Below are 24,522 nucleotides of genomic sequence, written 5' to 3' on the forward strand. Positions count from 1 at the left end.
TTGAGGGGTTAAGGCTCCCAGTAGACGACTGGGTTGATAGGCCAGATGTGGAAGCCCTGTGAGGGGTGGAGCTGACTGGTACTAATAGGCCGAGGGCTTGTCCATTGTTGCTCGCGTTCACTGTGTGGTTCTGAAACAACCAGCCCACCTGTCCCCTTGGGGCGGGTGTGTGTTTCATGGTGTTTCGGTGGTCATAGCGTGAGGGAAACGCCCGGTTACATTCCGAACCCGGAAGCTAAGCCTTTCAGCGCCGATGGTACTGCAGAGGGGACTCTGTGGGAGAGTAGGACACCGCCGAACAATTCTTGTCAGAGGCCCGGCCTCGGATCTTCAGGGATCCGGGACCGGGCCTCTTTCGTATGTCCGCGTCCGTTTACAGTGGACGCATGCGGTACGACCTGGTCATCTTTGACAACGACGGCGTCCTGGTGGACAGCGAGCCGGTATCGAATCGGATTCTCGCCGGGTATCTCACGGAGCTGGGGCACCCCACGACGTTCGAGGACTCGGTGCGGGACTACATGGGGGCCGCGCTGCACCGGGTGCACGACGTGGTGTGGGAGCGGTCGGGGGAGCGGCTGCCGGCGGACTTCGACGAGGCGTTCCAGGCGCGGGTGTTCGCGGCGTTCGAGCGGGACCTGGAGCCGGTGGCCGGGGTCGCCGAGGTGCTGGACGGGCTGACGGCCGCGGGTGTGCCGTACTGCCTGGCGTCGTCGGGGAGCCATGAGCGGATCCGGGTGGCGCTGCGGACGACCGGGCTGTACGGGCGGTTCGGGGAGGAGCGGATCTTCTCGTCGCAGGACGTGGGGCGGGGGAAGCCGGCGCCGGATCTGTTTCTGCACGCGGCGGCCGTGATGGGGGTGGACCCCGCGAGGTGCGCCGTCGTCGAGGACAGTCCGCTCGGTGTGCGGGCGGCGGTCGCGGCGGGGATGGACGTGTACGCGTTCACGACGATGACGCCGGCGGAGAAGGTCGCGGACGCGACGGCGCTGTTCAGCGTGATGAAGGACCTGCCGGAGCTGCTCGCGGGGTAGCGTCGGACCGCGGGTGGAGGCGGGTGATCACAATTGTGACCCCCGCCACCTACTCATCCGTAGCTTCCGCGTTTACGCTGCTCGCTCATGGACCCTGCCGCCGCGCCGACACCCGCGCAGACGACCAAGTACCGGCAGCCGGACGACCGGCTGCGGCACGGCCGGGCCGCGCTCGCCGTCAGTTTCTTCACGCAGGGCGCGCTGTTCGCGTTGCTGGTGACGCGTATTCCGGCGATCCAGGACCGGTACGGGATCAGCGACGGGCTGCTGCCGGTGTTCCTGGCGGCCGTGCCGATCCTCGCGGGCGGCGGCAGTATCGCGACCGAGCAGATCGTCAAGCGGGTCCGGCCGAGCGTGGTGCTGCGCTGGGTGCAGCCGGTGGTGGCGGTGGTTCTGCTGCTGCTCGGCGCGGGGGACCAGCTATGGGTGGCGGCGGTGACGCTGGCGCTGTTCGGGGTGTGCGTGGGCGGCCTGGACGCGTCGATGAACATGCTCGGGGTGAGCCTCCAGCACACCTACCGGCGCAGCATCATGCTCGGCTTCCACGCGTCGTACAGCCTGGGCGGGATCGTCGGGGCGTCGCTGGCGTGGTCGGGGGCGCACTGGCATGTGTCGCTGGTGGCGCTGTACGGGCCGGCGGTGGCGGTGCTGATCCCGCTGACGCTGGTGGCGAGCCGGTGGTACGCCGACCAGGAGCAGCCGGCGGTCGAAACAGCGGATGAGGGCGGCCGGCAGACGGTCGTGATGCGGATGCTGATGCCGCTGTGCCTGGTGATGGCGTTCGCGTACATCGGTGACTCGACGGTCTCCAACTGGAGCGCGAAGTACCTCCAGGACACCCTGCACAGCTCGGAGCAGCTGTCGACCGTGCCGTACGCCGTGTACATGGTGACGACGCTGATCGGCAGGTCCGTGGGCGACTTCGGGGTGCGGCGGTACGGTGCCGCGCCCGTCGTGCGGCTGGGGACGGTGGTGGCGATGGCGGGGTTCGCGGTGGTGGCGGCGGCGCCCGGGGCGTGGGTGGGGATGCTGGGGTTCACGCTGCTGGGGCTCGGGCTGTGCGTGATCGTGCCGCAGACGTTCGCGGCGGCCGGGCGGATGTTCCCGGGGGACTCGGACGCGGCGATCGCGCGGCTGAACATCTTCAACTACGTGGGTTTCCTGGTCGGCTCCCCGCTGGTGGGCGCGCTCGGTGACGTGTGGAGCTACCGCGGTGCCATGCTCGTACCGATGCTGCTGGTGGGGGCGACCCTGCTGTACGCCAGGTCTTTCGAGGCGGGGCCCGCCGGGTACGGTGTCGGCCATGAGCGGCAGCGCACGGTTGATGTGGGATGAGCAGGTAACCAAGTACGACTTCGGCCCGGGGCATCCGATGGACCCGGTGCGGCTGTCGCTCACGCGGGGCCTGGTACGGGCGTTCGGGCTCGACCGGGAGCTGTCGGTGGTGGCGGCGCCGCCCGCGGGGGATTCGACGCTGGCGCTGGTGCACCGCCCGGATTATGTGGCGGCGGTGCGGGCGGTGTCGCAGGACCCGGGCGCGGCGGGGGCGGCGTATCTGTCGTACGGGATCGGCAGTGACGACAATCCGGCGTTCGCGGGGATGCACGAGGCGTCGGCGCTGATCGCGGGGCAGTCGGTGGGCGCGGCCGAGGCGGTGTGGGGCGGCGAGGCACTGCACGCGGTGAATTTCGCGGGCGGGCTGCACCATGCGATGCCGGGTGCGGCGGCGGGTTTCTGCGTCTACAACGACGCGGCGCTCGCGGTGGCGCGGCTGCTGGAGCTGGGCGCGGAGCGGGTGGTGTACGTCGATGTGGACGTGCACCACGGGGACGGTGTGCAGACGGCGTTCTGGGACGATCCGCGGGTGCTGACGATCTCGTTGCACGAGCATCCGCGGACGCTGTTCCCGCAGACGGGCTGGCCGGAGGAGACGGGCGGTGCGGACGCGGAGGGCGGCGCGGTGAACGTGGCGCTGCCGGCCGGGACGGGGGACGCGGGCTGGCTGCGGGCCTTCCACGCGGTGGTGCCGGAGCTGGTGGCGGCCTTCCGGCCGCAGGTGCTGGTGTCGCAGCACGGCGCCGACACCCATTTCGAGGATCCGCTGGCGCATCTGGCGGTGTCGCTGGACGCGCAGCGGGCGGTCGCCGAGGCGTGCCACGCGCTGGCGCACGAGCACGCCGGGGGGCGCTGGGTGGCGCTCGGCGGCGGCGGTTACGCGGTGCACGACGTGGTGCCGCGCACCTGGACGCACCTGGTGGCGATCGCGGCGGGCGCCCCGCTGGCGCCGGAGTCGCTGGTGCCGGAGGAGTGGCGGCACGAGGTGTACGCGCGCACGAGGCAGACGGCGCCGCAGCGGATGACGGACGGCCGCCGGCCGGAGTACCAGGACTTCGCGGAGGCCGGGTACGACCCGGCGGACCGGCTGGACCAGGCGGTGATCGCGACGCGGCGCGCGGTGTTCCCGCTGCACGGTCTGCTGCCGTAGCCGTAGCCGTAGCCGTAGCCGTGTACGCGTAACACGTACGTGTGCGTACCGTCCGCAGGGCTGTGCCACTGATCACTCTCCCGGGGCGTTTTCGGTGGTTTGCTCCCCCGTGGGCGAGTTGGGTCGGCAGGATCGGCGGGGTGGTGAGTGTCGGCGCGCTGCGCGCGCATCTGGTGGCGGCCGGGCTGGCGGGACGGGTGTCGACTTCCCGGGAGAAGAGCCTGCACAGTTATCGGCTGTTCGCGGCGCGCGATCCGCGCCAGACGCTGGGGCTCGATCCGGAAGGCGTCTGGGACGCGGACGAGTTGCTGAAACTCATGGCGGACCGGTGCGGTGTTTCGCCGGATCCGGGGCAGACGTCCGGGCAGGACGTGATCGATCCGGACTGTACGGTCGCGGCGCTGGACGCTTTCGCCGAGCGCCTCGGCCGCGCGGCGCAGGACCGGATTCCGGTTCTTCTCGGCACGGGGCATCCGCACCGCCTGCTCGGCTTCTACGCTTCTTTGGCCGCGGCGCTGTCCGCGGCGGGTTGTGTGGTCCTCACCCCTGCGTACGGCGGCTACGTCGATATGCCGACGCGCTTCGGGGTACGCCGTCACAATCTTTGGTACGTGGGGGGCGTCGCGGTGGTGCGTCCGGCGCCCGGTGCGGGGGGTGCGGCAGAGGCTGCGGAGGCCCTGGGAACGGGCGCGCACACCCACTCTCCGCTGCCGGTCAGGGCCGCTCTCGCGGCGGCCGCCGAGCACGGCGGGGTGCTGCCGCGACTGGTGGTCGGGGACCACGGATTCGTGTGCGGGGCAGGGCAGTTGGGGATCGAGGCGATCGGTCTCGCGGACTCCGACGACCCCGCGGTGTTCGTCGCGGAAGCGGAGGGAAGTGTGTCCGTGGCGGTGCCGCTGGATGACACCGTACGGTCCGATTACTACCGTCCGCTTACTCGCTACGTACTCAATCGGGCGTGGTTGTCACAGTAGTCAATCATTGGCAACTCCTCTTCCCCACTTGCATCATGCGCCCCTAATCTGGGGGAGAGCGCACCTGACCGTTGGAGTCGCCGGAGGGGAAGCCGGTGGCCGTCAGGTGCGGAAGGTTCAGGTGTGTCATGGCTTCAAGCGAAACCAGGCCTCTCAACGAGGTCGTGTTCCTTACCGTGGCAGAGGTTGCCTCGGTGATGCGCGTGTCCAAGATGACGGTGTACCGCCTGGTGCACTCCGGTCATCTGCCGGCGATCCGGGTGGGGAGGTCGTTCCGGGTTCCGGAGCAGGCCGTCCACGACTACCTGCGCGAGTCCTATGTGGGGGTGGGGGTGGCGGAATCTGCCTGATCTCGCCCGTCGAGGGCTGCTGACCGTCTGCGTGGGCCTCGGTTTATGCTCGTCCGCCTCGGGCGGGTAGGCTTGGCCGACGTAGGTCGTGTGGGCTCGGACGCCCCGCACCGAGTGAAAACGAAGCGAGGGTAGTCGTGGGCTCTGTCATCAAGAAGCGGCGTAAGCGTATGGCCAAGAAGAAGCACCGCAAGCTGCTGAAGCGGACGCGTGTTCAGCGCCGCAACAAGAAGTAAGCGACATACGCGCGGTACGCCGCTCTTCCTGCCCCCTCCACCGCCCGCAGGCGGCGGAGGGGGCAGTGGCGTTTTCCGGGGCAGGTGTTTCCGGGGGCGGGTGTTTCCGGGGCGGGCGGTGTGTTTCCCGCGCGGTGGCGTTTCACCATCGCGCAACAACGAACGGGTACGGTGCGTACATCCCCGTAGGAAGGCGCTGAACCGTGGGCAAGGTGGTACTCGTCACCGGAGCCGCGCGACCGTTGAGCGGCCGTTTCGTCCGGCGTATCCAGCGGGAGCCCGAGGTCGACCGGGTGATCGCCGTCGACGCGGTGCCGCCGCGGCACGAATTGGGCGCGGCGGAATTCGTCCGGGCCGACATCCGGCAGCCGATGATCGCGAAGGTCCTGGCGCAGACGTCGGTGGACACCGTGGTGCACCTGGACGTCAGCGCCACCACCACGATCGGCTCCGGCGGCCGGGCGCAGGTCAAGGAGACCAACGTCATCGGCACGATGCAGCTGCTCGGCGCGTGCCAGAAGGCGCCGACCGTACGGCGCCTTGTGGTGAAGTCGACCACCAGCGTGTACGGGGCCGCGCCGCGCGACCCGGCGGTGTTCACCGAGACGATGCCCGCGAAGTCGCTGCCGAGCGGCGGTTTCGCGAAGGACGCGGTCGAGGTCGAGGGGTACGTACGGGGCTTCGCGCGGCGCCGGCCGGACGTGGCGACGGCGGTGCTGCGGTTCGCGAACATCCTGGGGCCGCACGCGGACAGCCCGCTGGCGGAGTTCTTCGCGCTGCCGGTGCTGCCGACGGTGTTCGGCTACGACCCGCGGCTGCAGTTCGTGCACGAGGACGACGTCACCGAGGTACTGGTGCGGGCGTCGCTGGACGCGCGGCGCGGGACGCTCAACAGCGGCACGTTCAACATCGCGGGCGACGGGGTGCTGCTGCTGTCGCAGACGGCGCGGCGGCTGGGCAAGCCGACCGTGCCGGTGCTGCTGCCGGCCGTCACCTGGATCGGCCGCACCCTGCGGGCGGCGGGCGTCACCGACTTCTCCCGGGAGCAGATCAGGTTGCTCACGCACGGCAGGGTGGTGGACACCAGGCAAATGCGTGAGACGCTCGGTTTTGTACCGGAGTACACGACCGCCGGTACGTTCCACGACTTCGCCCGCAGTCGCGGGCCCGGGCTGCTGCCGCCGGAGCGGCTGGCGCAGGCCGTCGACCGCCTCACCGCGGCGGCGCTTCCGGCGCCCGCGCCCGAGTCCGTATCCGCGCCCGTATCCGTGCCCGTATCCGAATCCGCAGAAGGAGCCGGACCATGGCAGACGCCAAGGTGATCCCGTTCGACGAGGACTCGCGGGCGCGGCGCGCGGGTTCGGGCTCCGGCTCGGGTTCCGGTTCGGGCTCGGGCCGTTCGCGCGGCCGGGGCGCGGGGGCGCGCAAGTCCGACGGCAAGAGCGGCGGTACGGCGCCGCTGGCGGCCGTGCCCGAGGAGGGCGCGGCGGGCGGTGCCGAGGGCGCGGCGATCCCCGCACAGGGCGGCACGGGCCCGGAAGCGGAATCCGGCGCCGACGCGTCCGGCGCTTCCGCTTCGGCCGGTTCCGCTTCCTCGGCCGCCCCGGGTTCCGCCGCCGACGTCCTCGGCCAGGTCGCCGAGCGGCTGCTCGGCGGGCACTGGGAGCGGAAGGTCGCCTCGGGCCTGTCCTTCCTGCGCCGCCGGGTCACCGGGGACTACGAGGTCGACGAGTTCGGGTACGACGCCGAGCTGACCGAGCAGGTGCTGATGTCGCTGCTGCGGCCGGTCTTCGACGGGTATTTCCGGGTCGAGGTCAAGGGCATCGAGAACATCCCCGCCGAGGGCGGGGCGCTGGTGGTGTCCAACCACTCGGGGACGCTGCCGATCGACGGTCTGATGACGCAGGTGGCCGTGCACGACCACCATCCGGCCGGGCGGCACCTGCGGCTGCTCGCCGCGGATCTGGTCTTCATGCTGCCGGTGGTCAACGAACTGGCCCGCAAGGCCGGGCACACCCTGGCGTGCGCGGAGGACGCGGAGACGCTGCTGGAACGCGGCGAGGTCGTCGGGGTGATGCCGGAGGGCTTCAAGGGGCTCGGGAAGCCGTTCTCGGAGCGGTACAAGCTCCAGCGGTTCGGGCGGGGCGGATTCGTCGCGACGGCGCTCAAGACGAAGGTGCCGATCATTCCGTGCTCGGTGGTGGGCGCGGAGGAGATCTATCCGATGGTCGGGAATTCCCGCACCCTCGCCCGGGTGCTGGGTTTCCCGTATTTCCCCCTCACTCCGACCTTCCCCTGGCTCGGCCCTCTCGGTCTCGTCCCGCTCCCCACGAAGTGGACCATCCAATTCGGCGAGCCCATCCCCACCGACACCTATCCGCCCGAGGCGGCGGAGGACCCGATGCTGGTCTTCAACCTGACCGACCAGGTCCGGGAGACGATTCAGCACACGCTCTACAAACTGCTGGTGGACCGGCGTTCGGTCTTCTTCTGACGAAGAAGACCGAACGCCGGTCCACCAGGGAGCTGCTCCGCGTTACTCGTTCGCGTCGTCCACGCCCAGGCCCAGGCCCGGGAGGAGGCCGGGGAGGAGGGGCGGGAGGGTGACCGAGTGCGGGGGTGTGGCCGTGGCGCTCGGGGTGTCCGTGGCCGTGCCGTCGCCGCTGGTGGGCGGGGGCGGGAAGAGGCCGTCGGGGCCGCCGAGCAGGCCGTCGTGCGGCGCCGCGGTGGTGGAGGCGGACGGCGACGGGCTGTCGCTCGGCTGCCCGGAGGGCGCGGTGCCCGACGCCGGGGCGGACGGCGTGGCCGAGCCCGTGCCGTTGCCGTCGTCCGTGCCGCCGCCGGACTTGTGGCGGCCGTGCGAACCGCCGGAGGACGAGTCGTCCTTCGGCTTGGGCAGCACCGACTCCAGCGGCGCCACGTCGTGGTCTATGGCGTCGAAGACCGAACTCACCTGGTCGGAGACGTCGGTGAGCTGGCTCGGCAGCTTGCCGCGCAGATCGGTCCAGCCCTGCCGGTGCGCCGCCGCGAAGGTGTTGAGCACCTCCATGGGCCGCAGCGAGCCGTCCTTGGCGTAGGCGGCGCTGAGCAGCCGGTGGCCCTCGGAGGCTTCCTGGTGCATACCGGACAGTGCCTTGCGGACCTCGCCCACCGACTCGTCGTCGAGCTGCCCGCCGCGGCCCCGGTCCATCAGCCGACGGGCCTCCTGCATGCGCGTGGCGGCCATGTCGAGGTAGACCTTGCCGCGGGAGGCGTCGCTGCCCGCCATGTCGAGCTTGAGGTCCTCCATGCCCCGCTTGAGGCCGTAGAGGGTGTCGCCGGGGAGCGCGTTGGTGCTGGCGGCGGCGACGCCGCCGAAGGCGCCCGCGGCGACGCCGACGGACAGGCCGCCGACGGCGAGCCGGCGGGAGAGCCGGGAGCGCGGGGTGAGCTTGCGCAGCCGGTGGGCGCCGTGTCCGCCCTCGGAGCGCTGCTCGGGGACGCGGCCGGTGGCCTCGAAGCTGCCGTCGGCGATGGCCTGTTCCATGGCGGCGATGAGCTGCGCGCGCTGGACGGTCTTCTTGTCGGCGTCCATCGTGGGCGCCGGCCGGTCGCCGATGGCCTTGGCGAGCGCCAGCAGCGTGGCCTGCTCGGGGTCGGCGTGCCGGGCCGCGGCATGACTGCCGTGCTGGCCGTGCTGGCCGCCGTGACCCCCGTGACCGCCCGCCGGTCCGCCGCCGGAACTGCCGTGCGCGCCGGCGGTCCCGTCGAGGACCACCGTGCTGTCGAGGTCCTCGGCGTCCTCCGCGGCCTCAAGCGCTTGGGCGAAGGCGTTCGCCCGGCGATGTGCCGTTGCCTGTCCGATCACCGGCGGCACCTCCTCTCGTCATCCACACTCGACTCCCGGTGCCGCCCGGAAGGTTGCGTTCCCGGTTGCCGTCCACCCGATCGAGTGAACAGCACCAGGCCGCGCGCGGCACAGAAATGTCTGCATGTGATGCAACGAGCGCCGGGCCAGTTGGGTTACGCGGGTCCGATGATCGGGTCGGCTGTGATGATCCGATCGGTAGGCCGTATGACATACCGACCGGTGAGCAGGTGACACAGGTGACGGCTGGGACGGCTGCGGCACCGCACGCTCACCTGGCGTCTTCCGGCAGCAGCCGCGCCAGGGTGCGCACCGCCCGGTACTGGAGGGTCTTGATCGCGCCCTCGTTCTTGCCCATGATGCGGGCGGTCTCGGCCACCGAGAGACCTTGCAGGAACCGCAGCGTCACGCACTCCTGCTGCTGCGGGTTGAGCTTGCGCACGGCCTGGAGCAGCGCCTCGTTGGACAGCGACTCCAGGACGGAGTCCTCGGGGCTGCGCTCGACCTCGTTGGCGTCGAGCATTTCGCCGGTGGTCACTTCGAGGCGGAAGCGGCTCGATTTGAAGTGGTCGGCGACCAGATTGCGGGCGATCGTGACCAGCCACGCGCCGAAATCGCGGCCCTGCCAGGTGAAGGTGCCGATCCGGCGCAGGGCGCGCAGGAACGTCTCGCTGGTCAGGTCCTCGGCCGTGGCCTTGCTGCCGACCCGGTAGTAGATGTAGCGGTACACGGTGTCGGAGTAGTGGTCGTAGAGCCGTCCGAAGGCTTCGGTCTCGCCTTCCTGGGCGCGTTCGACCAGGTCCATCATCCGGCCGCTGTCGGTGTCGGACGAGGGGCGGCGGGCGGTGGTGACGGCGGCCGTGCCGCTGCCGGAGGCGCCGCCGGCGCCGTGCGAATTGCTGCGGGTGCGTCTGCCTGCGGCGGTGCTGACTTCGGCCAGTGCGTAGGCGTGGCCGGGGACGGTGGGACCGGACGTGGCGAAGGCGGGCACGGCGTGCGGGGGGACCGAGCGCATCAGGTAGTCGACAACCAATGCGCGCAACGCAGCCAGGCCAGAGGTGCTAACCCCGTCGTGTGGGTACACGGGACTCCCAGAGGCAGAACTTCCATCACGTGCAGTACGGGACCGTTCACCCGTCGTGGCGACGTGTGGGTACCGGAATGCGTCTGAGGAGAATAACGCTTCGTACAGGCGACGCTACACCGAGTTGTTCAAATCGCCGTTTCCGCCACTTCCGGAGCGGAATGGTGATCGACCAATTATCGAACAAGCGACGTTAGTTGACCACTTCTGCTCGTGAATGGCTCGCGCAGAGAGCGTGTTGTGGTCGTGTTCACCACTGGTGCCACAGTGACGGGAGTCACGGACAGTCAGGGCCGCCGCGCGGTCGTCAGCGGTGCCGGCGGCGACTGAGGGCGATCGCCGCGAGCGTGCCGCCCGCCGCCGCGCCCATGCCGGCCGCCGCGGGGATGCCGATCCTGGCCGCCTTGCGCCCGGTGCGGTAGTCGCGCAGCCGCCAGCCCTCGGCGCGGGCGTGCTTGCGCAGCCTGCTGTCGGGGTTGATGGCGTACGGGTGGCCGACCAGGGACAGTATCGGTATGTCGTTGGCGGAGTCGCTGTACGCGGCGCACTGCGACAGGTCCAGGTCCTCGGCGGCGGCCAGCGCCCGTACGGCCTCGGCCTTGGCGGGGCCGTGCAGCGGCTCGCCGACCAGGTGGCCGGTGTAGACGCCGTCGCGGGACTCGGCGACGGTGCCGAGCGCGCCGGTCAGGCCGAGGCGGCGGGCGATGATCGTGGCGGTCTCGACGGGCGCGGCGGTCACCAGCCAGACCCGCTGGCCGGCGTCCAGGTGGGCCTGGGCCAGCGCGCGGGTGCCGGGCCAGATCTTGCCCGCCATGTACTCGTCGTAGATCTCCTCGCCGATGGACATCAGTTCCTCGACGCGGTGCCCCTTGATGATGGACAGCGCGCTCTCGCGCACGTCCTGCATGTGCTCGGGGTCCTCGTTGCCCGCCATCCGGAAGTACGTCTGCTGCCAGGCGAAGCGCAGCAGGTCGCGGGTGTCGAAGAACTTCCGCTTGTACAGGCCGCGGCCGAAGTGGAATATGGCCGCGCCCTGCATGACGGTGTTGTCGAGGTCGAAGAAGGCCGCCGCGCGGGGCTGGTCGGGGTCGGGGAACTCAGGCTCGGGCTGTTCCTCCGCCGCGGACTCTGCCTCGGACTCCGTCGCGGCCTCCACGACGGACTCCGCCTCCGGCTCCGGTGCGGGTCTCTCGGGCCGGGTCTTGGTGGCCAGGGCTGCTTCCGCGGCCTGCGCCGCGGCTTCGCCGGCCAGCACACTGCGTTCGGTGCCGGCCTGCTTACGTGGGGTGAGCCATCTGCGTGCGGCCATGTCGCGAGCATAACCACCCGGCGCGTCAAGCCCTGTTCGCCCACGGTGCGGGGGCGTGAACGTCACACGACGACGGCGTTGCGCACGCACCGGCGCACAATGGCCCGTATGACGCGTATGACGAACGAGAACGCCGCGCGGCCGGTCCGTACGGTCACGCTGATCGGGAAGCCCGGCTGTCATCTGTGCGACGACGCGCGGACGGTGGTCGAGAAGGTCGCGGGCGAGACGGGCGCGGCGGTGGAGGAGCGCGACATCACGCAGGACGCGGAACTGCACGCCCGTTACTGGGAGCAGATCCCGGTGGTCCTGGTCGACGGCGAACAGCACACGTTCTGGCGGGTGGACGAGAAAAGGCTGCGTACTGCACTGATCGTGCCGTAGGTGATATGCGGGCGTTACTCGTATTCGCGCACCTTCGATTACGATCGAGGTCGTTTTGTACGGCCGGGGGCGTTGCGTGAGGAGTGTGACCGCGTGCTCTCGGGTCGGAGCCAGCAGGCGTCGTACGGCTATGCCGTGGTCGATGTCGAGGCGACCGGCTCGTCGTCGCGGCGGCACCGGGTGGTGGAGCTGGCGGTCGTCCTGCTGGACGGGGAGCTGGGTCCGCAGGGCGAGTTCACGACGCTGGTCGATCCGCACGGGCCGGTCGGTCCGACGCACATCCACGGGATCGCGGTCGGCGACCTGGGCGGCGCGCCCTCCTTCGAGGGCATCGCGGTGCGGCTGCTGAATCTGCTGCGCGGCCGGGTCCTGGTGGGGCACAACGTGGGCTGCGACCGGTCGTTCCTGGCGGCGGAGTTCGCCCGGATCGGGGTGCGGCTGCCGTCCATACCAGAACTTTGCACGATGCGGATGGCCGCCGAGCGGCTGCCCGTTCCGCACGGTCTGTCACTGCGCGACTGCGCGGCCCGGGCGGGCGTCACGGAGTGGAACGCGCACACCGCGCTCGGTGACGCCCGTGCGACCGCCGAGCTGTTCTCGCACTACATGCGGGGTACGGAAGCGGACGAATACGCGGAAGCGGCCGGTCCCGAGCACCGGCTGGCGCTCGCGGCGGCGGTGGAATGGCCCCGGACCACTGGTCTCACGGGCGTCGCGGACGCACTCTGGAAGCGCCGCAGCAACGATTCCGCACGGCGAATGGTGCCCAATGTCCGCAATGGGAGCGCGTGATGCCGGTCACGTCCGCCGGGCAAATCGGACACCATCTTTGTGCACGCGTTCACAAAGACATAGCCTGGCGTCCACGGGGCGGCCCCAAAGACCGTGGTCGTCTTCAGCCCAGCTCTACCCGCAGGAGCACCGTGGCAACTGGCCGATCACACCGACCGGCGACCCGCAGCCGAGGGATTCCCGAGGCCACCGTCGCCAGACTTCCGCTGTACCTGCGGGCACTGACAGCACTCTCCGAGCGCTCGGTGCCCACCGTGTCCTCGGAGGAACTCGCCGCCGCCGCCGGGGTCAACTCGGCCAAGCTGCGCAAGGACTTCTCCTACCTCGGCTCCTACGGGACGCGCGGCGTGGGCTACGACGTCGAGTACCTCGTCTACCAGATCAGCCGTGAGCTGGGCCTCACGCAGGACTGGCCGGTCGTCATTGTCGGTATCGGCAACCTCGGCGCCGCGCTCGCCAATTACGGCGGGTTCGCCTCCCGCGGCTTCCGCGTCGCCGCCCTGCTCGACGCCGACCCGGCGCTCGCGGGCCGCCTGGTCGCCGGGCTGCCGGTGCGGCACATCGACGAGCTGGAGTCGATCGTCGCGGACAACCAGGTCTCGATCGGCGTCATCGCCACGCCCGCCGGCGCCGCCCAGGAGGTCACCGACCGCCTCGTGGCCGCCGGCGTGACCTCCATCCTCAACTTCGCGCCGACCGTGCTGACGGTGCCGGACGGTGTGGACGTCCGCAAGGTCGACCTCTCCATCGAGCTGCAGATCCTCGCCTTCCACGAGCAGCGCAAGGCCGGCGAGGACCGCCAGGACCCGGACGGTGACGTACCCGCCGTGATGCCCGCATGAGTGTTCTCGTCGTCGGACTCAGCCACCGCAGCGCTCCCGTGAGCGTCCTGGAACGGGCCGCGCTCGGCGCGGACGCCCGCGCCAAGCTGCTCCAGGACGCGCTGGCCGCGGAGCCCGCGACCGAGGCTGTGGTGCTGGCGACGTGCAACCGCGTCGAGCTGTACGCGGACGTCGACAAGTTCCACGCCGGGGTGGCCGAGCTGTCGGTGCTGCTGGCGCAGCACAGCGGCGTCGGCCTGGAGGAACTGACACCGCACCTGTACGTGCACTACGAGGACCGGGCCGTCCACCACCTGCTGTCGGTGGCGTGCGGTCTTGACTCGATGGTCGTCGGCGAGGGTCAGATCCTCGGCCAGATCAAGGACGCGCTGGCCGCCGGGCAGGAGCTGCACACCGCGGGCCGGCTGCTCAACGACCTGTTCCAGCAGGCGCTGCGGGTCGGCAAGCGGGCGCATTCCGAGACCGGGATAGACCGGGCGGGGCAGTCCCTGGTCACCTTCGGCCTGGACCAGCTCGCCGTGACGACCGGCCCGCTCACCGGCCGCCGCGCCCTGGTCGTCGGCGCCGGTTCGATGTCCTCACTGGCCGCGGCGACGCTCGCCCGCGCCGGCGTGCGCGAGCTGGTGATCGCCAACCGTACGGTCGAGCGCGCGCAGCGGCTGGCCGCCGCGCTCGACGGCCGCGCCGTCACCATGGCCGAGGTCCCCGACGTGCTGCGCACCGCCGACATCGTCGTCTCCTGTACGGGCGCGACCGGCCTGGTGCTGACCGCCGACGACCTGCGCACCGCGCTCGACGGCCGGCCCGCGGACTCCGGTGACCTGGCCGTGCTCGACCTGGCCATGCCGCGCGACGTGGACGGCGCCGCGCACCAACTGCTCGGCGTGCACCTGGTCGACATAGAGTCGCTGGCCGCCGCCTCCGCCGACGCCCCCATGGCCGCCGATGTGGACGCGGTGCGCGGCATCGTCTCCGAGGAGGTCGCCGCCTTCGGCGCGGCCCAGCGCGCGGCCCGCATCACGCCCACCGTCGTCGCCCTGCGCGCGATGGCCGCCGACGTCGTAGCGGGTGAACTTTCCCGGCTCGACGGTAGGCTGCCCGATCTGGACGACAAGCAGCGCGCGGAGATCACCCAGACGGTGCGCCGCGTCGTCGACAAGCTCCTGCACGCGCCCACCGTGCGGGTCAAGCAGCTCGCGGGCGAGCCGGGCGGCGCCGGCTACGCGGACGCCCTGCGCGAGCTCTTCGACCTCGACCCGCAGACCGTCGCCGCCATGCGCTCCGCGCCGGTCGTACCAGAACCGAATCGAGGCTCCCGATGACCCGCCGTCCGGCGACGAGTCCCGCCGCAGAAGGACGCGCCCCTGAAGGGGCGCAGCCCCTTCGCCTGGGCACCCGGAAGAGCAAGCTCGCCATGGCCCAGTCCGGCATGATCGCCGCGCAGGTCACGGAACTGACCGGCCGCCCGGTCGAGTTGGTCGAGATCACCACGTACGGCGACACCTCCCGCGAACACCTCGCACAGATCGGCGGCACCGGCGTCTTCGTCTCGGCGCTGCGCGACGCCCTCCTCGAGGGCACGATCGACTTCGCGGTGCACAGCCTCAAGGACCTCCCCACGGCGGAGCCGGCCGGGCTGACGCTCGCGGCGATCCCCGTCCGCGAGGACCCGCGGGACGCCCTCGTGGCCAGGGACGGTCTGACCTTCGACGCGCTCCCCGACGGAGCGCGGATCGGAACCGGCTCACCGCGCCGAATGGCGCAGCTCAACGCGTGGGCACGGTCACACCACAGGGCCGTCGAGACCGTCCCGATCCGTGGCAATGTTGACACCCGCATCGGGTACGTTACTTCCGGCACGCTCGACGCGGTCGTACTGGCCGCCGCCGGGCTGAACCGTATCGGCAGGCTCGCGGAGGCGAGCGAGCTGATCGCTGCCGACGCCGTGCTGCCAGCACCCGGCCAGGGAGCGCTGGCGGTCGAATGCGCCGCCTCCAACCAGGAGTTGGCCGCACAGCTCGCCGAACTCGACGACCCGTTCACCCGGGTCGCCGTGACCGCCGAGCGAACCCTGCTCGCCGCCCTCGAGGCCGGCTGCTCCGCCCCCGTGGGCGCGCTCGCCGACCTCGTGGCCGACGGGCAGACTACCGAGCTGCGCCTGCGCGGTGTCGTCGGCACGACCGACGGCACCTCACTGGTGCAGATGTCCATCACCGGTCCCGTACCGGCATCCGACGAGGAAGCGCGTGCCCTCGGGCGCGAGTTGGCCGTCGAGATGCTCGCCAAGGGTGCGGCCGGTCTTATGGGGGAGCGCGCACTTTGAACCCCGCCGCCGTCGCTGCAACGACGACTACTGCCGGAACGACCGCCGGGCCGACCGCCACATCGGCCACGACCGCGGGCACCACGAAGCCCGCCGGGACCGCCGGTTCCCCCGGACCGAATTCCGGGCACGTCACCTTCCTCGGTGCCGGACCCGGAGACCCCGGGCTGCTGACCTTGCGCGCCGTGGAGGCGCTGGCCCGTGCCGACCTGCTGGTCGGCGACGGACCCGTGCTCGACGTCGTCCGCACGCACGCCCGCGCGGACGTGGGCACGGCCCAACCCGCCGCCGACGGCGAGGTGTTGGACCTCTCGGCCGTCGCGGCTGCTGCCACCCAGCTTGTCATGGCGTCCGCGCGGACCGGCAAGCGGGTCGTCCGTGCGGTGGCCGGCGACCCGGGCCTGGACTCCGGCGCGGCCGAGGAGATGCTGGCCTGCGCCCACGCGGGCATCCCCTTCGAGGTGGTGCCGGGCGTCGCCGCGGCCGTCGGTGTCCCCGCCTACGCGGGCGTCCACCTCAGCGGCGACGTCCGCTTCGTGGACGCCGCGACCGCGAGCGACGCCTGCTGGAACGAGGTCGGCGGCAGCGACGCGACGCTGGTGGTCTCCACGACGCTCCAGACCGTCGCGGTGGCCACCGCCGAACTCATCGCGGCCGGCCGCAAGCCCGACACCCCGCTGTCGGTGACCGTCGCCGGTACGACCACCCGGCAGCGCACCTGGACCGCGACGCTCGCCACGATCGCCGCGGAGCTGAAGGCGACCAAGGCGCTGCCGACGCCCGAGGGCCCGATCGCCGCGATAGCCGTCGTCGGCGAACGCACCGCGCAGCGCGAGCACCTGTCGTGGTTCGAGACCAAGCCGCTGTTCGGCTGGAAGGTCCTGGTGCCGCGCACCAAGGAGCAGGCGGCGTCGCTGTCGGACCAGCTCCGCTCGTACGGCGCGGTGCCGCACGAGGTGCCGACCATCGCCGTCGAACCGCCGCGCACCCCGCAGCAGATGGAGCGGGCCGTCAAGGGCCTGGTCACCGGGCGCTACGAGTGGATCGCCTTCACCTCGGTCAACGCGGTCAAGGCGGTGCGCGAGAAGTTCGAGGAGTACGGCCTGGACGCGCGGGCGTTCGCCGGCATCAAGGTCGCGGCCGTCGGCGAGCAGACCGCCCAGGCGCTGGTGGAGTTCGGTGTGAAGCCGGACCTGGTGCCCAGCGGTGAGCAGTCCGCGGCCGGGCTGCTGGAGGACTGGCCGCCGTACGACCCGGTCTTCGACCCGATCGACCGTGTCTTCCTGCCGCGCGCCGACATCGCCACCGAGACGCTGGTGGCCGGTCTGGTGGAGCTGGGCTGGGAGGTGGACGACGTGACGGCCTACCGGACCGTACGTGCCTCGCCGCCGCCCGCCGACACCCGGGAGGCCATCAAGGGCGGCGGTTTCGACGCGGTGCTGTTCACGTCGTCCTCGACGGTGCGCAATCTCGTCGGCATCGCGGGCAAGCCGCACAATGTGACGGTGATCGCCTGTATCGGCCCGGCCACCGCCAAGACGGCGGAGGAGCACGGCCTTCGGGTGGACGTCATGTCGCCGGAGCCGTCGGTGCTGGCCCTCGCGCAGGCGCTCGCCGACTTCGGTACGGCCCGCAGGGTCGCCGCGCAGGAGGCGGGCGACCCCGTGACCCGGCCGAGCGAGCGCCGTCCCGGCTCGCGCCGCCGGGCCCGGGTCTGACGCCTTTTCAGGAGCTCTTGTTCAGCTCAGCGCTTGGGGGAGTTCGTCCCGGTGGACGATCCCCAGGCGCTGGGTGGCGCGGGTCAGCGCCACGTACAGGTCGCTCGCCCCGAAGCGGGCGGGCTCCACGACCAGCACATGGTCGAATTCCAGGCCCTTGGCCTGGCGCGGCGCCAACAGCACCAGCGGGTGCGTGAGATCGGGTTCCGCGCCCGCGGTGACACCGTCCAGGGCGTCCGCGATCTCCTCGTGCAGGGCGCGCGGCGCGATCACCGCGAGCCGCCCCTGCCCCGGCGCGGGCAGCAGTTCGGCCGCCGCCTTCGCGACCGTCCCCGCCAGGTCGTCGCCCGCGTCCCGGATCCACGGCTCCTCACCGGTGGACCGCACCGACACCGGCGGCGCGTACGACGGGTCCAGCTCGCGCACCACGCGCGCCGCCAGCTCCATGATCTCGGCGGGCGTGCGGTAGTTGACCTTCAGCAGGACGTGCTCGAAGCGGTCGCCGACGTACGGCCGCAGGATGTCCTCCCAGGCGCCGACCCCGGCCGCCTCGGACGTCTGGGCCGGGTCGCCGACGAGGGTGAGCGAGCGGGTCGGCGAGCGCCGCATCAGCAGCCGCCAGGCCATCGGTGACAGGTCCTGCGCCTCGTCCACGATGATGTGCCCGAACGCCCAGGTCCGGTCGCCGGCCGCCCGTTCGGCGGCGCTGCGGTGGTCGGCCTCCTCCTGCCGCTCCGCCATCCGCTCGGCGTCGATGATGTCGTGCGCGGCCAGCACCTCGGACTCCTCGTCCTCGAACTCGTACGACTCCGAGCCCCGCGACAGCTCCAACACGCCCTGCGCGTAGGCGATCCGCTCCTGCCGTACGGCCTCGGCGCGGGCCCGGGCCGCGCTGTCGTCCACGCCGAGCAGCTCGGCCGCCTCGTCCAGCAGCGGTACGTCCGCCGGGGTCCATGCGGACTCGGGGTCGTCCGGGCTCGTGCGGCGGATCGCGTCGGCGTCCTCGGCCGGCAGGTAGACGGGCGCGGCCAAGTAGTCGGCGAGGAAGCGCTGCGGGGTCAGCGGCGGCCACAACTCGTCGATGGCGGCGTGCACTTCGCTGCTCGCGGCCACTGCCTTGGCCAGCAGCGCGATGTCGTCGGGGCCGAGGAAATTGGGGCCGCCGTACGGGTCGGCGCCCAGCCGCTCGGTGAGCTGTTCGGTGAGCGCGTCGATGATCCGGAAGGCGAAGTGCGGGCGGGCCAGATTGTGCGGCAGCAGGGTGTCGCGGGCCGCCTGCCGGGCCTCGTAGGCGATCTCCCAGTCCAGGATCAGATCGCCGTCGTCGTGCCGGATGATCAACGGGTCGCCGGGCTCGGGCAGTTGCTGCCGGTCGCGGACGGCGAGCGCCAGCGCCTCGACCATGTCCGCGCCGCCCTTGACGGCGGCGGCGCGCGGGGTGTCGGTGCCGGTGGCGTGCACACCGGGGAACAACTCGGCCTGCGTGGCGAGCAGGACGCCCGTCTCGCCGAGCGCGGGCAGCACCTCCTCGATGTAGCGCAGGAACGCCGGATTGGGGCCGACGATCAACACCGCGCGCTTGGCGAGGAGTTCGCGCTGCTCGTAGAGGAGGAAGGCGGCGCGGTGCAGGGCGACGGCGGTCTTGCCGGTGCCGGGGCCGCCCTCCACGACCAGCACGCCCCGGTGCGGGGCGCGGATGATGGTGTCCTGCTCGGCCTGGATGGTCCGCACGATGTCGCCCATGCGGCCGGTGCGCGCCGAGTTCAGCGCCGCGAGCAGCACACTGTCGCCGTTGGGGTCCTCGAAGCCGGTGCGTTCGTGGTCGGCCAGATCCAGGATCTCGTCGTGCAGTTCGGTGACGGTACGGCCCTGCGTGGCGATGTGCCGGCGGCGCCGCAGGCCCATCGGGGTGTGGCCGGTGGCCAGGTAGAAGGGGCGGGCCACCGGGGCCCGCCAGTCGATCAGCAGCGGGGTGCGGTCCGCGTCGTCCTCGCGGACGCCGATCCGGCCGATGTGGTGCGCGGCGCCGTCGGCCGGGTCGATCCGGCCGAAGCACAGCGAGCCGTCCACCGCGTCCAGCGCGGCGAGCAGGCCCGAGCGCTCGGCGACCCGGATGTCGCGCTCCAACCGGGCCTGGAGGCCGGTGCCGACGGGTGTCAGCGCGTCCGTGACGCCATGCGCGGCGACCCCGCGCAGGACGTCGACACGGGCGTGCACCCGGTCGATGAATTCCTGCTCTTCCCGCAATTCGGCGTTTTCCCGGATTGACAAAACGGCTCCCGGTCCGATATGGTGTTACCAGTTGGCCCCGCTGAGCGGGGCTTTTTTCATGTGCTTTATGGGCACAGAAAAGTCCAATGTACGGGAGGGGATCCCCGGTTCGCAATTGCCGTCCCGAGATCCTTTCGCCCGCGATAGGGTCCGTGCGGCCCGGGGGAGCAGGTGCGTTTCCGGCCGCCCGCGTCGGTGGGGACGCCACCGGCCCCGGAGGGGGAACCTTCGCCGACTCGGAGTCGGGAAGAGCATGGCCGGCACGGGCGTACCGTGGGAGAGAAGGAACCCTCATGGAAGGCAGTGCGGCATGAGCAGCCGGTACGGCGAATTCCCGGGCGCCCGCCCGCGACGTCTGCGGACGACCCCCGCAATGCGCCGCCTGGTGGCGGAAACCCGGCTCTCCCCAGCGGAGCTGATCCTTCCGATGTTCGTCCGCGAGGGAATCACCGCCCCGCAGGAAATCTCCTCGATGCCGGGCGTCGTCCAGCACACCCGCGACTCGCTGCGCAAGGCCGCGGCGGAAGCGGCGGCCGCCGGCGTCGGCGGCATCATGCTCTTCGGCGTGCCCGAGGTGAAGGACGCGGTCGGCAGCGCCGGCACCGACCCGGACGGCATCCTCCAGGCCGGCATCCGCGATGTGATCTCCGAGGTCGGCGACACGGTCGTGGTGATGTCCGACCTGTGCCTGGACGAGTACACCGACCACGGCCACTGCGGCGTCCTGGACGCCGAGGGCCGCGTCGACAACGACGCGACGCTGGAGCGCTACGCCGAGATGGCCCAGGTCCAGGCCGACGCGGGCGTCCACGTGGTGGGCCCGTCCGGCATGATGGACGGTCAAGTGGGCGTCGTGCGCGACGCGTTGGACGAGATCGGCAAGCAGGACGTGGCGATCCTCGCGTACACCGCGAAGTACGCCTCCGCCTTCTACGGCCCCTTCCGCGAAGCGGTCAACTCCTCGCTCAAGGGCGACCGCAAGACGTACCAGCAGGACCCGGCCAACCTCCGCGAGTCGATGCGCGAGCTGGCGCTCGACCTGGACGAGGGCGCCGACATCGTCATGGTCAAGCCCGCCCTGCCCTACCTCGACGTGCTGCGCCGGGTCGCCGACGAGGTGGACGTACCGGTCGCCGCCTACCAGATCTCCGGCGAGTACGCGATGGTCGAGGCCGCCGCGGCCAACGGCTGGATCGACCGCGACCGCACGATCATGGAGACCCTGACCTCCATCCGCCGCGCGGGCGCGAACATGATCCTCACGTACTGGGCCACCGAGGTCGCCCAGCGCCTGTAGGGTCCGCCGCCGGTCGGTCCGCGACAAGCGTCGTCCGACGTCCCGTCACGGTTCCGGCACTCTTCGCAGCTATCCGTGACCACGCCGTCGCGCGTGCGCTACACCTTGGCCATGCGATCGATCGACGAGATGCGGGATGAGCTTTCCGGGGTTCTCGGCCTGGCCGAGACGTGGGTGGGCGGTCTTCGCGCACTGGGTGAACGGGCGCTGCCCGCCGCGGAGATCGAGGCCGAGGTCCGCAGGCTGCGCGGCCTGCGGACCCGCTCGCTCTCCGGTCGGCTCAACGTCGGGCTGGTCGGCCGGCAGTCGGCGGGCAAGAGCTTCCTGATCAGCGGGTTGCAGGGCGGCCTCACGTACAGTCTCACCACTGACGAGGACGGCGACCTCCAGGACAGCTACGACGGTGTCCTGCCGATCGGCGTCAACGCCACCACGGCCTGCCCGACCACTGTCGTCCCGGTCGAGGCGGACGGACCGAACGACGCGTCCGGACGGGGCTTCCTGCGGGTGCAGTTCGCCGACTCCCCGTGGAACTCGCCGTGGACGGACGTCGGTCCGAACCCGTCGGCGGAGGTCATGGCGGCGTACGGGGCCGTGGACGGCGATCAGTCGAAGCGGTTGCCCGAGCACCGGGGCCGCGTCGTGCTGCAGATCGAACTCCTCCTGTCCCGCTACCGGTTGCCTGCCAAGCTCTACGACCTGCCCGGCGCGGGAGGCGCCGACGAAGAGCTGGACGTCGTGATGAAGGAGGCGTGGGACCACGCGGACTGCTTCATCTACGTCAGCCATGCCACGGCGGGCCCGGACGCGCACGACCTCGACCTGATGCGGGATCTGTACGCGTACCATCTGCGCACCGGGCGGCAGGTCCTGTGGGTGCTCACCGGGATCGACCGCGCGGAGCAGGCGGAGGACGGCCGCAAGGCGTGGAAGATCGTCAAGGAGAAGAGCGACGAGTACTTGCGCGACCGTTTCGGGAACTCGTCCGACGCCGTGCACCGCTTCATCGGCGAAGGATTCCTGCCGGTGTCGCCGGCCTTGGAGGCGAAAGCCGTGCACGCCGACGCCGTGGGCGCGGACTCCGGCACGGGCGGAAACGCGGTGGGCCGCAACAGCAGGATGGACGAGCTGCGCCGCCGGCTGACCGACGTGATCGAGGGCGGGGCCGGACAGCGGCACTTGGCGGACGTCGCGGAAGAGGCGATGAGGCTCGTCCGTCGGCTGCGCAGGCCGATCGCGGACACCCTGGCCACCCACCGGGTGTCGGTGGCCGATCTGGACCGCCAGCAGCACATCGTGAGCGAACGACTGGACCGCGTGAAGCGGGAGACGGACAAGGTCCTGTCGGAACTGCGCAACGAGTCGGAGGGCGCTCTGCGCACGGTGCGCCGCTCGTTCGGCGGTCTGGCGGCGGCGCTGCACGCCGGCCTGGACGATCTGATCGACTCCGGGGATCTCAAGGCCGAGCACGTCAGTGAGATCAACGTCCGGCAGGTGGAGATCTTCTCGGAGTGGATCGCGGCTGCCGGAGGGCCCGATCAGACCTGGCAGCGACAGCTCGCCGGGCTCAACGACCGCGCAGCGACGGGGCTCCGGCTCATTCGCGGCACGGACACGAGGGAGTCGCAACTGGTCGCCTGGGAGGCGTTCGACGGCCGCGCCGTTCTCCTCTCGAACGACGGGCGTCAGCCGATGAGCGCCTACGGCGTCGTGAAGACCGCGGCCACCACCATGGGCGTGGTGAGCCCGGTCGTGGGCGGAGTCGCGATGGGGCTTGCCGGCCTGAGTCTGGCGGCGGTGGCGTTCCCGGTCGCCGCGACGGTCGCCGCCGCCATCGCGATGGCGAAGATCACTGATGTGGTGAAGGAACGGGAATCCGCCCTGCAGAAGGCGCGGACCTACCGCAAGCAGCTCATCGACGGCCAGGCCGATCGGATCAGGGACAGCCTCGTCGCGGCCGCGAAGGAACAGGCCGACACGCTGATCGACGCCGTGGAGGCGCACCTCGTCCGGTACCGGCACCGGTTGGAACGCACCCTGGCGCAGATCGCGGACCGCGTCGCGGCGCCTGACAGCGTCGCCAGCCGTGAGACGGTCCTGCGGCTCGGCCCGGTCGAGGAGCGCGCGAGCGAGATCATCGCGAGCTTGCGGGCGATCGCCGACGCGGCGGAGGACGCGGCGGTCGCGGCGGCCCGGGCCGGCGTTCCGGGGGCCGCGGATTCGGTGTGAGGGCCGGGCCCGCCGCCCCTCGGCCGCCGATCCGGTCCGTCAGGACGTCGTCAGGACGTCTGCCCGGGAAGGCGTTCCCGATCGCGGCGCGGGGTCTTCTCGCCGGCCGGCGTCAGCCACGTCTTCAGGGCCTTCGCCAACGGCTTTTCCACGAACTTGTGGACGAGCCAGGCGGCGCCGAGCATTGCGGCGACCAGTACCGGGACGAGGTAGCGCGGCGGCAGGGCGTCGTGCGTGTGGCGGATGATCTCCCAGCCGATGTCCTCGTGCAGGAGATAGAGCGGGTACGTCAGCGCGCCGGCGACCGTCAGCCAGCGCCAGTTGAAGAAGTCCAGCCTGCCGAGGGCCGCGCCCAGCACGAGTGCGTAGAAGACGGTGACGACGGCCAGCGACCACCACCAGGACAGATTGGTGTGCGTCGACGCCTCGGCGTCCGACACGAGTCCGGGGAGCTGGTTCTGCGCCAGCAGCCAGGACGCCCCGAGCATCAGCCACAGCACCGGCTTCGGCTCGAAACGCCGCATCAGGTAGATGACGATGCCGCCGACGAAGAAGGCCGCGTACTGCGGCACGGCGATCAGCGTCAGCAGCCCGATGTCCGACGAGGAGGCGATGGCCGCCAGCAGCAGCCAGGCCGCGCAGAAGCCGACCACCCGGCGGTACGTCAGCCCCATCACCGCCACGATCGCGAAGAGCAGATAGAAGCGCAGCTCCGCCCAGAGCGACCAGTACACGCCGTCCACATCACGCGCGCCGAGCAGCTCCTGGAACATCGAGAAGTTCGTCAGCACGTCGGAGGCGGGCAGGTCGGTGCCGCCCGGCCGCGTCACCAGCACCGTCGTCGTCGCCGCGATCGCGAACCAGTACGCCGGGTACAGCCGTACGAACCGTGACACCGCGAACTGCCTCGGCGTCCGCCCCCAGCACGACATGCAGATCACGAACCCGCTGATCAGAAAGAACAGCTCCACCCCGAGCCAGCCGTACCCGGCCACCTCGTGCACCTGGGGAAACGTATCGCGCGACGACTTCCCCCACGGGGACTCGAACCAGTCGTCGAACCCCATGTAGTGGAACATCACCACCATCAGGGCCGCGACCAGCCGCAGCCCGTCGAGAACGTACAGCCGTGTCCGGGCCGCACCCGGCCGCTCGCCACCCGCAGGCGGACTCCCGGCGGGCGTCGCCCGACGCCCCGGGTCCGCTGCGGGCTCGATCGAGCCTTCGAGCGCGGCTGTTTCCTCACGGACAAAGGTGGTCATAAACGGGCGTTCCTAGCGGTTGTTCGACGGTGGGGGAACTATCGAATCCGCCTACCCTACGCCCCGAAAATATGTCTTCTCTGTG

The 24,522-nt window shown here is 71.1% G+C and carries 21 protein-coding genes and 2 rRNA genes; 18 read left to right on the forward strand and 5 right to left on the reverse strand.

Features of this window, described 5'->3' with window-relative positions; all coding sequences use genetic code 11:
- The 10 genes from BM076_RS09760 to BM076_RS09805 all read left to right on the forward strand — a co-directional run.
- Positions 1-105, forward strand: a 23S ribosomal RNA gene (locus BM076_RS09760); the annotation flags it as partial.
- Between the two features lie 78 nt (positions 106-183).
- Positions 184-300: ribosomal RNA gene (gene rrf, locus BM076_RS09765) — 5S ribosomal RNA — on the forward strand.
- 86 nt (positions 301-386) lie between these two features.
- Entirely contained in the window at positions 387-1,034 is a 648-nt protein-coding gene (locus tag BM076_RS09770; protein ID WP_093713050.1) for an HAD family hydrolase, read from the forward strand.
- A gap of 150 nt (positions 1,035-1,184) precedes the next feature.
- Positions 1,185-2,369 (forward strand): MFS transporter, encoded by a 1,185-nt coding sequence (locus BM076_RS09775; protein ID WP_093713374.1) that lies wholly within the window; start codon positions 1,185-1,187, stop codon positions 2,367-2,369.
- Positions 2,338-3,519 carry an acetoin utilization protein AcuC gene (locus tag BM076_RS09780; RefSeq protein WP_093713051.1) on the forward strand — a complete coding sequence of 394 codons (1,182 nt, stop codon included), beginning with the start codon at positions 2,338-2,340 and terminating at the stop codon, positions 3,517-3,519. Before BM076_RS09775 ends, BM076_RS09780 begins: the two co-directional genes overlap by 32 nt.
- A gap of 140 nt (positions 3,520-3,659) precedes the next feature.
- Positions 3,660-4,493: a phosphatase gene (locus BM076_RS09785; protein WP_093713052.1), complete on the forward strand. Its 834-nt coding sequence runs from the start codon at positions 3,660-3,662 to the stop codon at positions 4,491-4,493.
- Positions 4,494-4,621: 128 nt separating this feature from the next.
- Positions 4,622-4,843, forward strand: a complete 222-nt coding sequence (locus BM076_RS09790; protein ID WP_177246394.1) for a helix-turn-helix domain-containing protein — start codon at positions 4,622-4,624, stop codon at positions 4,841-4,843.
- A gap of 137 nt (positions 4,844-4,980) precedes the next feature.
- Positions 4,981-5,079, forward strand: coding sequence for a 30S ribosomal protein bS22 (locus BM076_RS09795; RefSeq protein WP_003948845.1), 99 nt, complete (start codon positions 4,981-4,983; stop codon positions 5,077-5,079).
- 203 nt (positions 5,080-5,282) lie between these two features.
- Positions 5,283-6,401, forward strand: a complete 1,119-nt coding sequence (locus BM076_RS09800; RefSeq protein ID WP_093713054.1) for an NAD-dependent epimerase/dehydratase family protein — start codon at positions 5,283-5,285, stop codon at positions 6,399-6,401.
- The gene (locus BM076_RS09805) at positions 6,383-7,573 is read left to right on the forward strand and encodes a lysophospholipid acyltransferase family protein (RefSeq protein WP_093713055.1); all 1,191 of its coding nucleotides are present in this window, start codon (positions 6,383-6,385) and stop codon (positions 7,571-7,573) included. Before BM076_RS09800 ends, BM076_RS09805 begins: the two co-directional genes overlap by 19 nt.
- Positions 7,574-7,615: 42 nt before the next feature.
- Here the strand turns inward: BM076_RS09805 and BM076_RS09810 are convergent, their stop codons facing one another.
- From BM076_RS09810 to BM076_RS09820, 3 genes are all read right to left on the reverse strand, one after another.
- Positions 7,616-8,926: a DUF5667 domain-containing protein gene (locus BM076_RS09810; RefSeq protein ID WP_093713056.1), complete on the reverse strand. Its 1,311-nt coding sequence runs from the start codon at positions 8,924-8,926 to the stop codon at positions 7,616-7,618.
- Positions 8,927-9,197: 271 nt separating this feature from the next.
- A complete protein-coding gene (locus tag BM076_RS09815) occupies positions 9,198-10,010 on the reverse strand; it encodes an ECF subfamily RNA polymerase sigma factor, BldN family (RefSeq protein ID WP_093713057.1) in 813 nt (270 codons plus the stop codon).
- 307 nt (positions 10,011-10,317) lie between these two features.
- Entirely contained in the window at positions 10,318-11,319 is a 1,002-nt protein-coding gene (locus tag BM076_RS09820; protein WP_093713058.1) for an HAD family hydrolase, read from the reverse strand.
- A gap of 108 nt (positions 11,320-11,427) precedes the next feature.
- Here BM076_RS09820 and BM076_RS09825 point away from each other — a divergent pair, with 108 nt between their 5' ends.
- The 6 genes from BM076_RS09825 to BM076_RS09850 all read left to right on the forward strand — a co-directional run bounded on the left by BM076_RS09825 (position 11,428) and on the right by BM076_RS09850 (position 17,378).
- Positions 11,428-11,703 (forward strand): glutaredoxin family protein, encoded by a 276-nt coding sequence (locus BM076_RS09825; protein WP_407640640.1) that lies wholly within the window; start codon positions 11,428-11,430, stop codon positions 11,701-11,703.
- 93 nt (positions 11,704-11,796) lie between these two features.
- Positions 11,797-12,495, forward strand: a complete 699-nt coding sequence (locus BM076_RS09830) for a 3'-5' exonuclease (RefSeq protein WP_245795933.1) — start codon at positions 11,797-11,799, stop codon at positions 12,493-12,495.
- A 131-nt stretch (positions 12,496-12,626) separates the two neighbouring features.
- Positions 12,627-13,337, forward strand: coding sequence for a redox-sensing transcriptional repressor Rex (locus BM076_RS09835; RefSeq protein WP_093713060.1), 711 nt, complete (start codon positions 12,627-12,629; stop codon positions 13,335-13,337).
- Positions 13,334-14,659: a glutamyl-tRNA reductase gene (locus BM076_RS09840; RefSeq protein WP_093713061.1), complete on the forward strand. Its 1,326-nt coding sequence runs from the start codon at positions 13,334-13,336 to the stop codon at positions 14,657-14,659. Before BM076_RS09835 ends, BM076_RS09840 begins: the two co-directional genes overlap by 4 nt.
- Entirely contained in the window at positions 14,656-15,660 is a 1,005-nt protein-coding gene (gene hemC, locus BM076_RS09845) for a hydroxymethylbilane synthase (protein ID WP_093713062.1), read from the forward strand. The genes BM076_RS09840 and hemC overlap by 4 nt, the downstream gene beginning before the upstream one ends.
- Positions 15,657-17,378, forward strand: coding sequence for a bifunctional uroporphyrinogen-III C-methyltransferase/uroporphyrinogen-III synthase (locus tag BM076_RS09850; RefSeq protein ID WP_093713063.1), 1,722 nt, complete (start codon positions 15,657-15,659; stop codon positions 17,376-17,378). Before hemC ends, BM076_RS09850 begins: the two co-directional genes overlap by 4 nt.
- Positions 17,379-17,399: 21 nt before the next feature.
- Here BM076_RS09850 and BM076_RS09855 read toward each other — a convergent pair whose 3' ends face one another.
- Positions 17,400-19,625: a HelD family protein gene (locus BM076_RS09855; protein ID WP_093713064.1), complete on the reverse strand. Its 2,226-nt coding sequence runs from the start codon at positions 19,623-19,625 to the stop codon at positions 17,400-17,402.
- Positions 19,626-19,959: 334 nt separating this feature from the next.
- Here BM076_RS09855 and hemB point away from each other — a divergent pair, with 334 nt between their 5' ends.
- Positions 19,960-20,946 carry a porphobilinogen synthase gene (gene hemB, locus BM076_RS09860; RefSeq protein ID WP_093713065.1) on the forward strand — a complete coding sequence of 329 codons (987 nt, stop codon included), beginning with the start codon at positions 19,960-19,962 and terminating at the stop codon, positions 20,944-20,946.
- Positions 20,947-21,057: 111 nt separating this feature from the next.
- Positions 21,058-23,175 (forward strand): P-loop NTPase family protein, encoded by a 2,118-nt coding sequence (locus BM076_RS09865; RefSeq protein ID WP_143120546.1) that lies wholly within the window; start codon positions 21,058-21,060, stop codon positions 23,173-23,175.
- A 50-nt stretch (positions 23,176-23,225) separates the two neighbouring features.
- Here BM076_RS09865 and BM076_RS09870 read toward each other — a convergent pair whose 3' ends face one another.
- A complete protein-coding gene (locus BM076_RS09870; protein ID WP_093713067.1) occupies positions 23,226-24,437 on the reverse strand; it encodes an acyltransferase family protein in 1,212 nt (403 codons plus the stop codon).
- Positions 24,438-24,522: the final 85 nt, after the last annotated feature.

Source organism: Actinacidiphila alni (genome assembly GCF_900112845.1).
Taxonomy (GTDB): domain Bacteria; phylum Actinomycetota; class Actinomycetes; order Streptomycetales; family Streptomycetaceae; genus Actinacidiphila; species Actinacidiphila alni.

Bases quoted from the DNA above. Each gene is read 5' to 3' on its own strand.
- BM076_RS09770 (WP_093713050.1), top strand. From the start codon at position 387: ATGCGGTACGACCTGGTCATCTTTGACAACGACGGCGTCCTGGTGGAC.
- BM076_RS09780 (WP_093713051.1), top strand. From the start codon at position 2,338: ATGAGCGGCAGCGCACGGTTGATGTGGGATGAGCAGGTAACCAAGTAC.
- BM076_RS09790 (WP_177246394.1), top strand. From the start codon at position 4,622: ATGGCTTCAAGCGAAACCAGGCCTCTCAACGAGGTCGTGTTCCTTACC.
- BM076_RS09805 (WP_093713055.1), top strand. From the start codon at position 6,383: ATGGCAGACGCCAAGGTGATCCCGTTCGACGAGGACTCGCGGGCGCGG.
- BM076_RS09820 (WP_093713058.1), bottom strand. From the start codon at position 11,319: ATGGCCGCACGCAGATGGCTCACCCCACGTAAGCAGGCCGGCACCGAA.
- BM076_RS09825 (WP_407640640.1), top strand. From the start codon at position 11,428: ATGACGCGTATGACGAACGAGAACGCCGCGCGGCCGGTCCGTACGGTC.
- BM076_RS09840 (WP_093713061.1), top strand. From the start codon at position 13,334: ATGAGTGTTCTCGTCGTCGGACTCAGCCACCGCAGCGCTCCCGTGAGC.
- hemC (WP_093713062.1), top strand. From the start codon at position 14,656: ATGACCCGCCGTCCGGCGACGAGTCCCGCCGCAGAAGGACGCGCCCCT.
- hemB (WP_093713065.1), top strand. From the start codon at position 19,960: ATGAGCAGCCGGTACGGCGAATTCCCGGGCGCCCGCCCGCGACGTCTG.
- BM076_RS09865 (WP_143120546.1), top strand. From the start codon at position 21,058: ATGCGATCGATCGACGAGATGCGGGATGAGCTTTCCGGGGTTCTCGGC.
- BM076_RS09870 (WP_093713067.1), bottom strand. From the start codon at position 24,437: ATGACCACCTTTGTCCGTGAGGAAACAGCCGCGCTCGAAGGCTCGATC.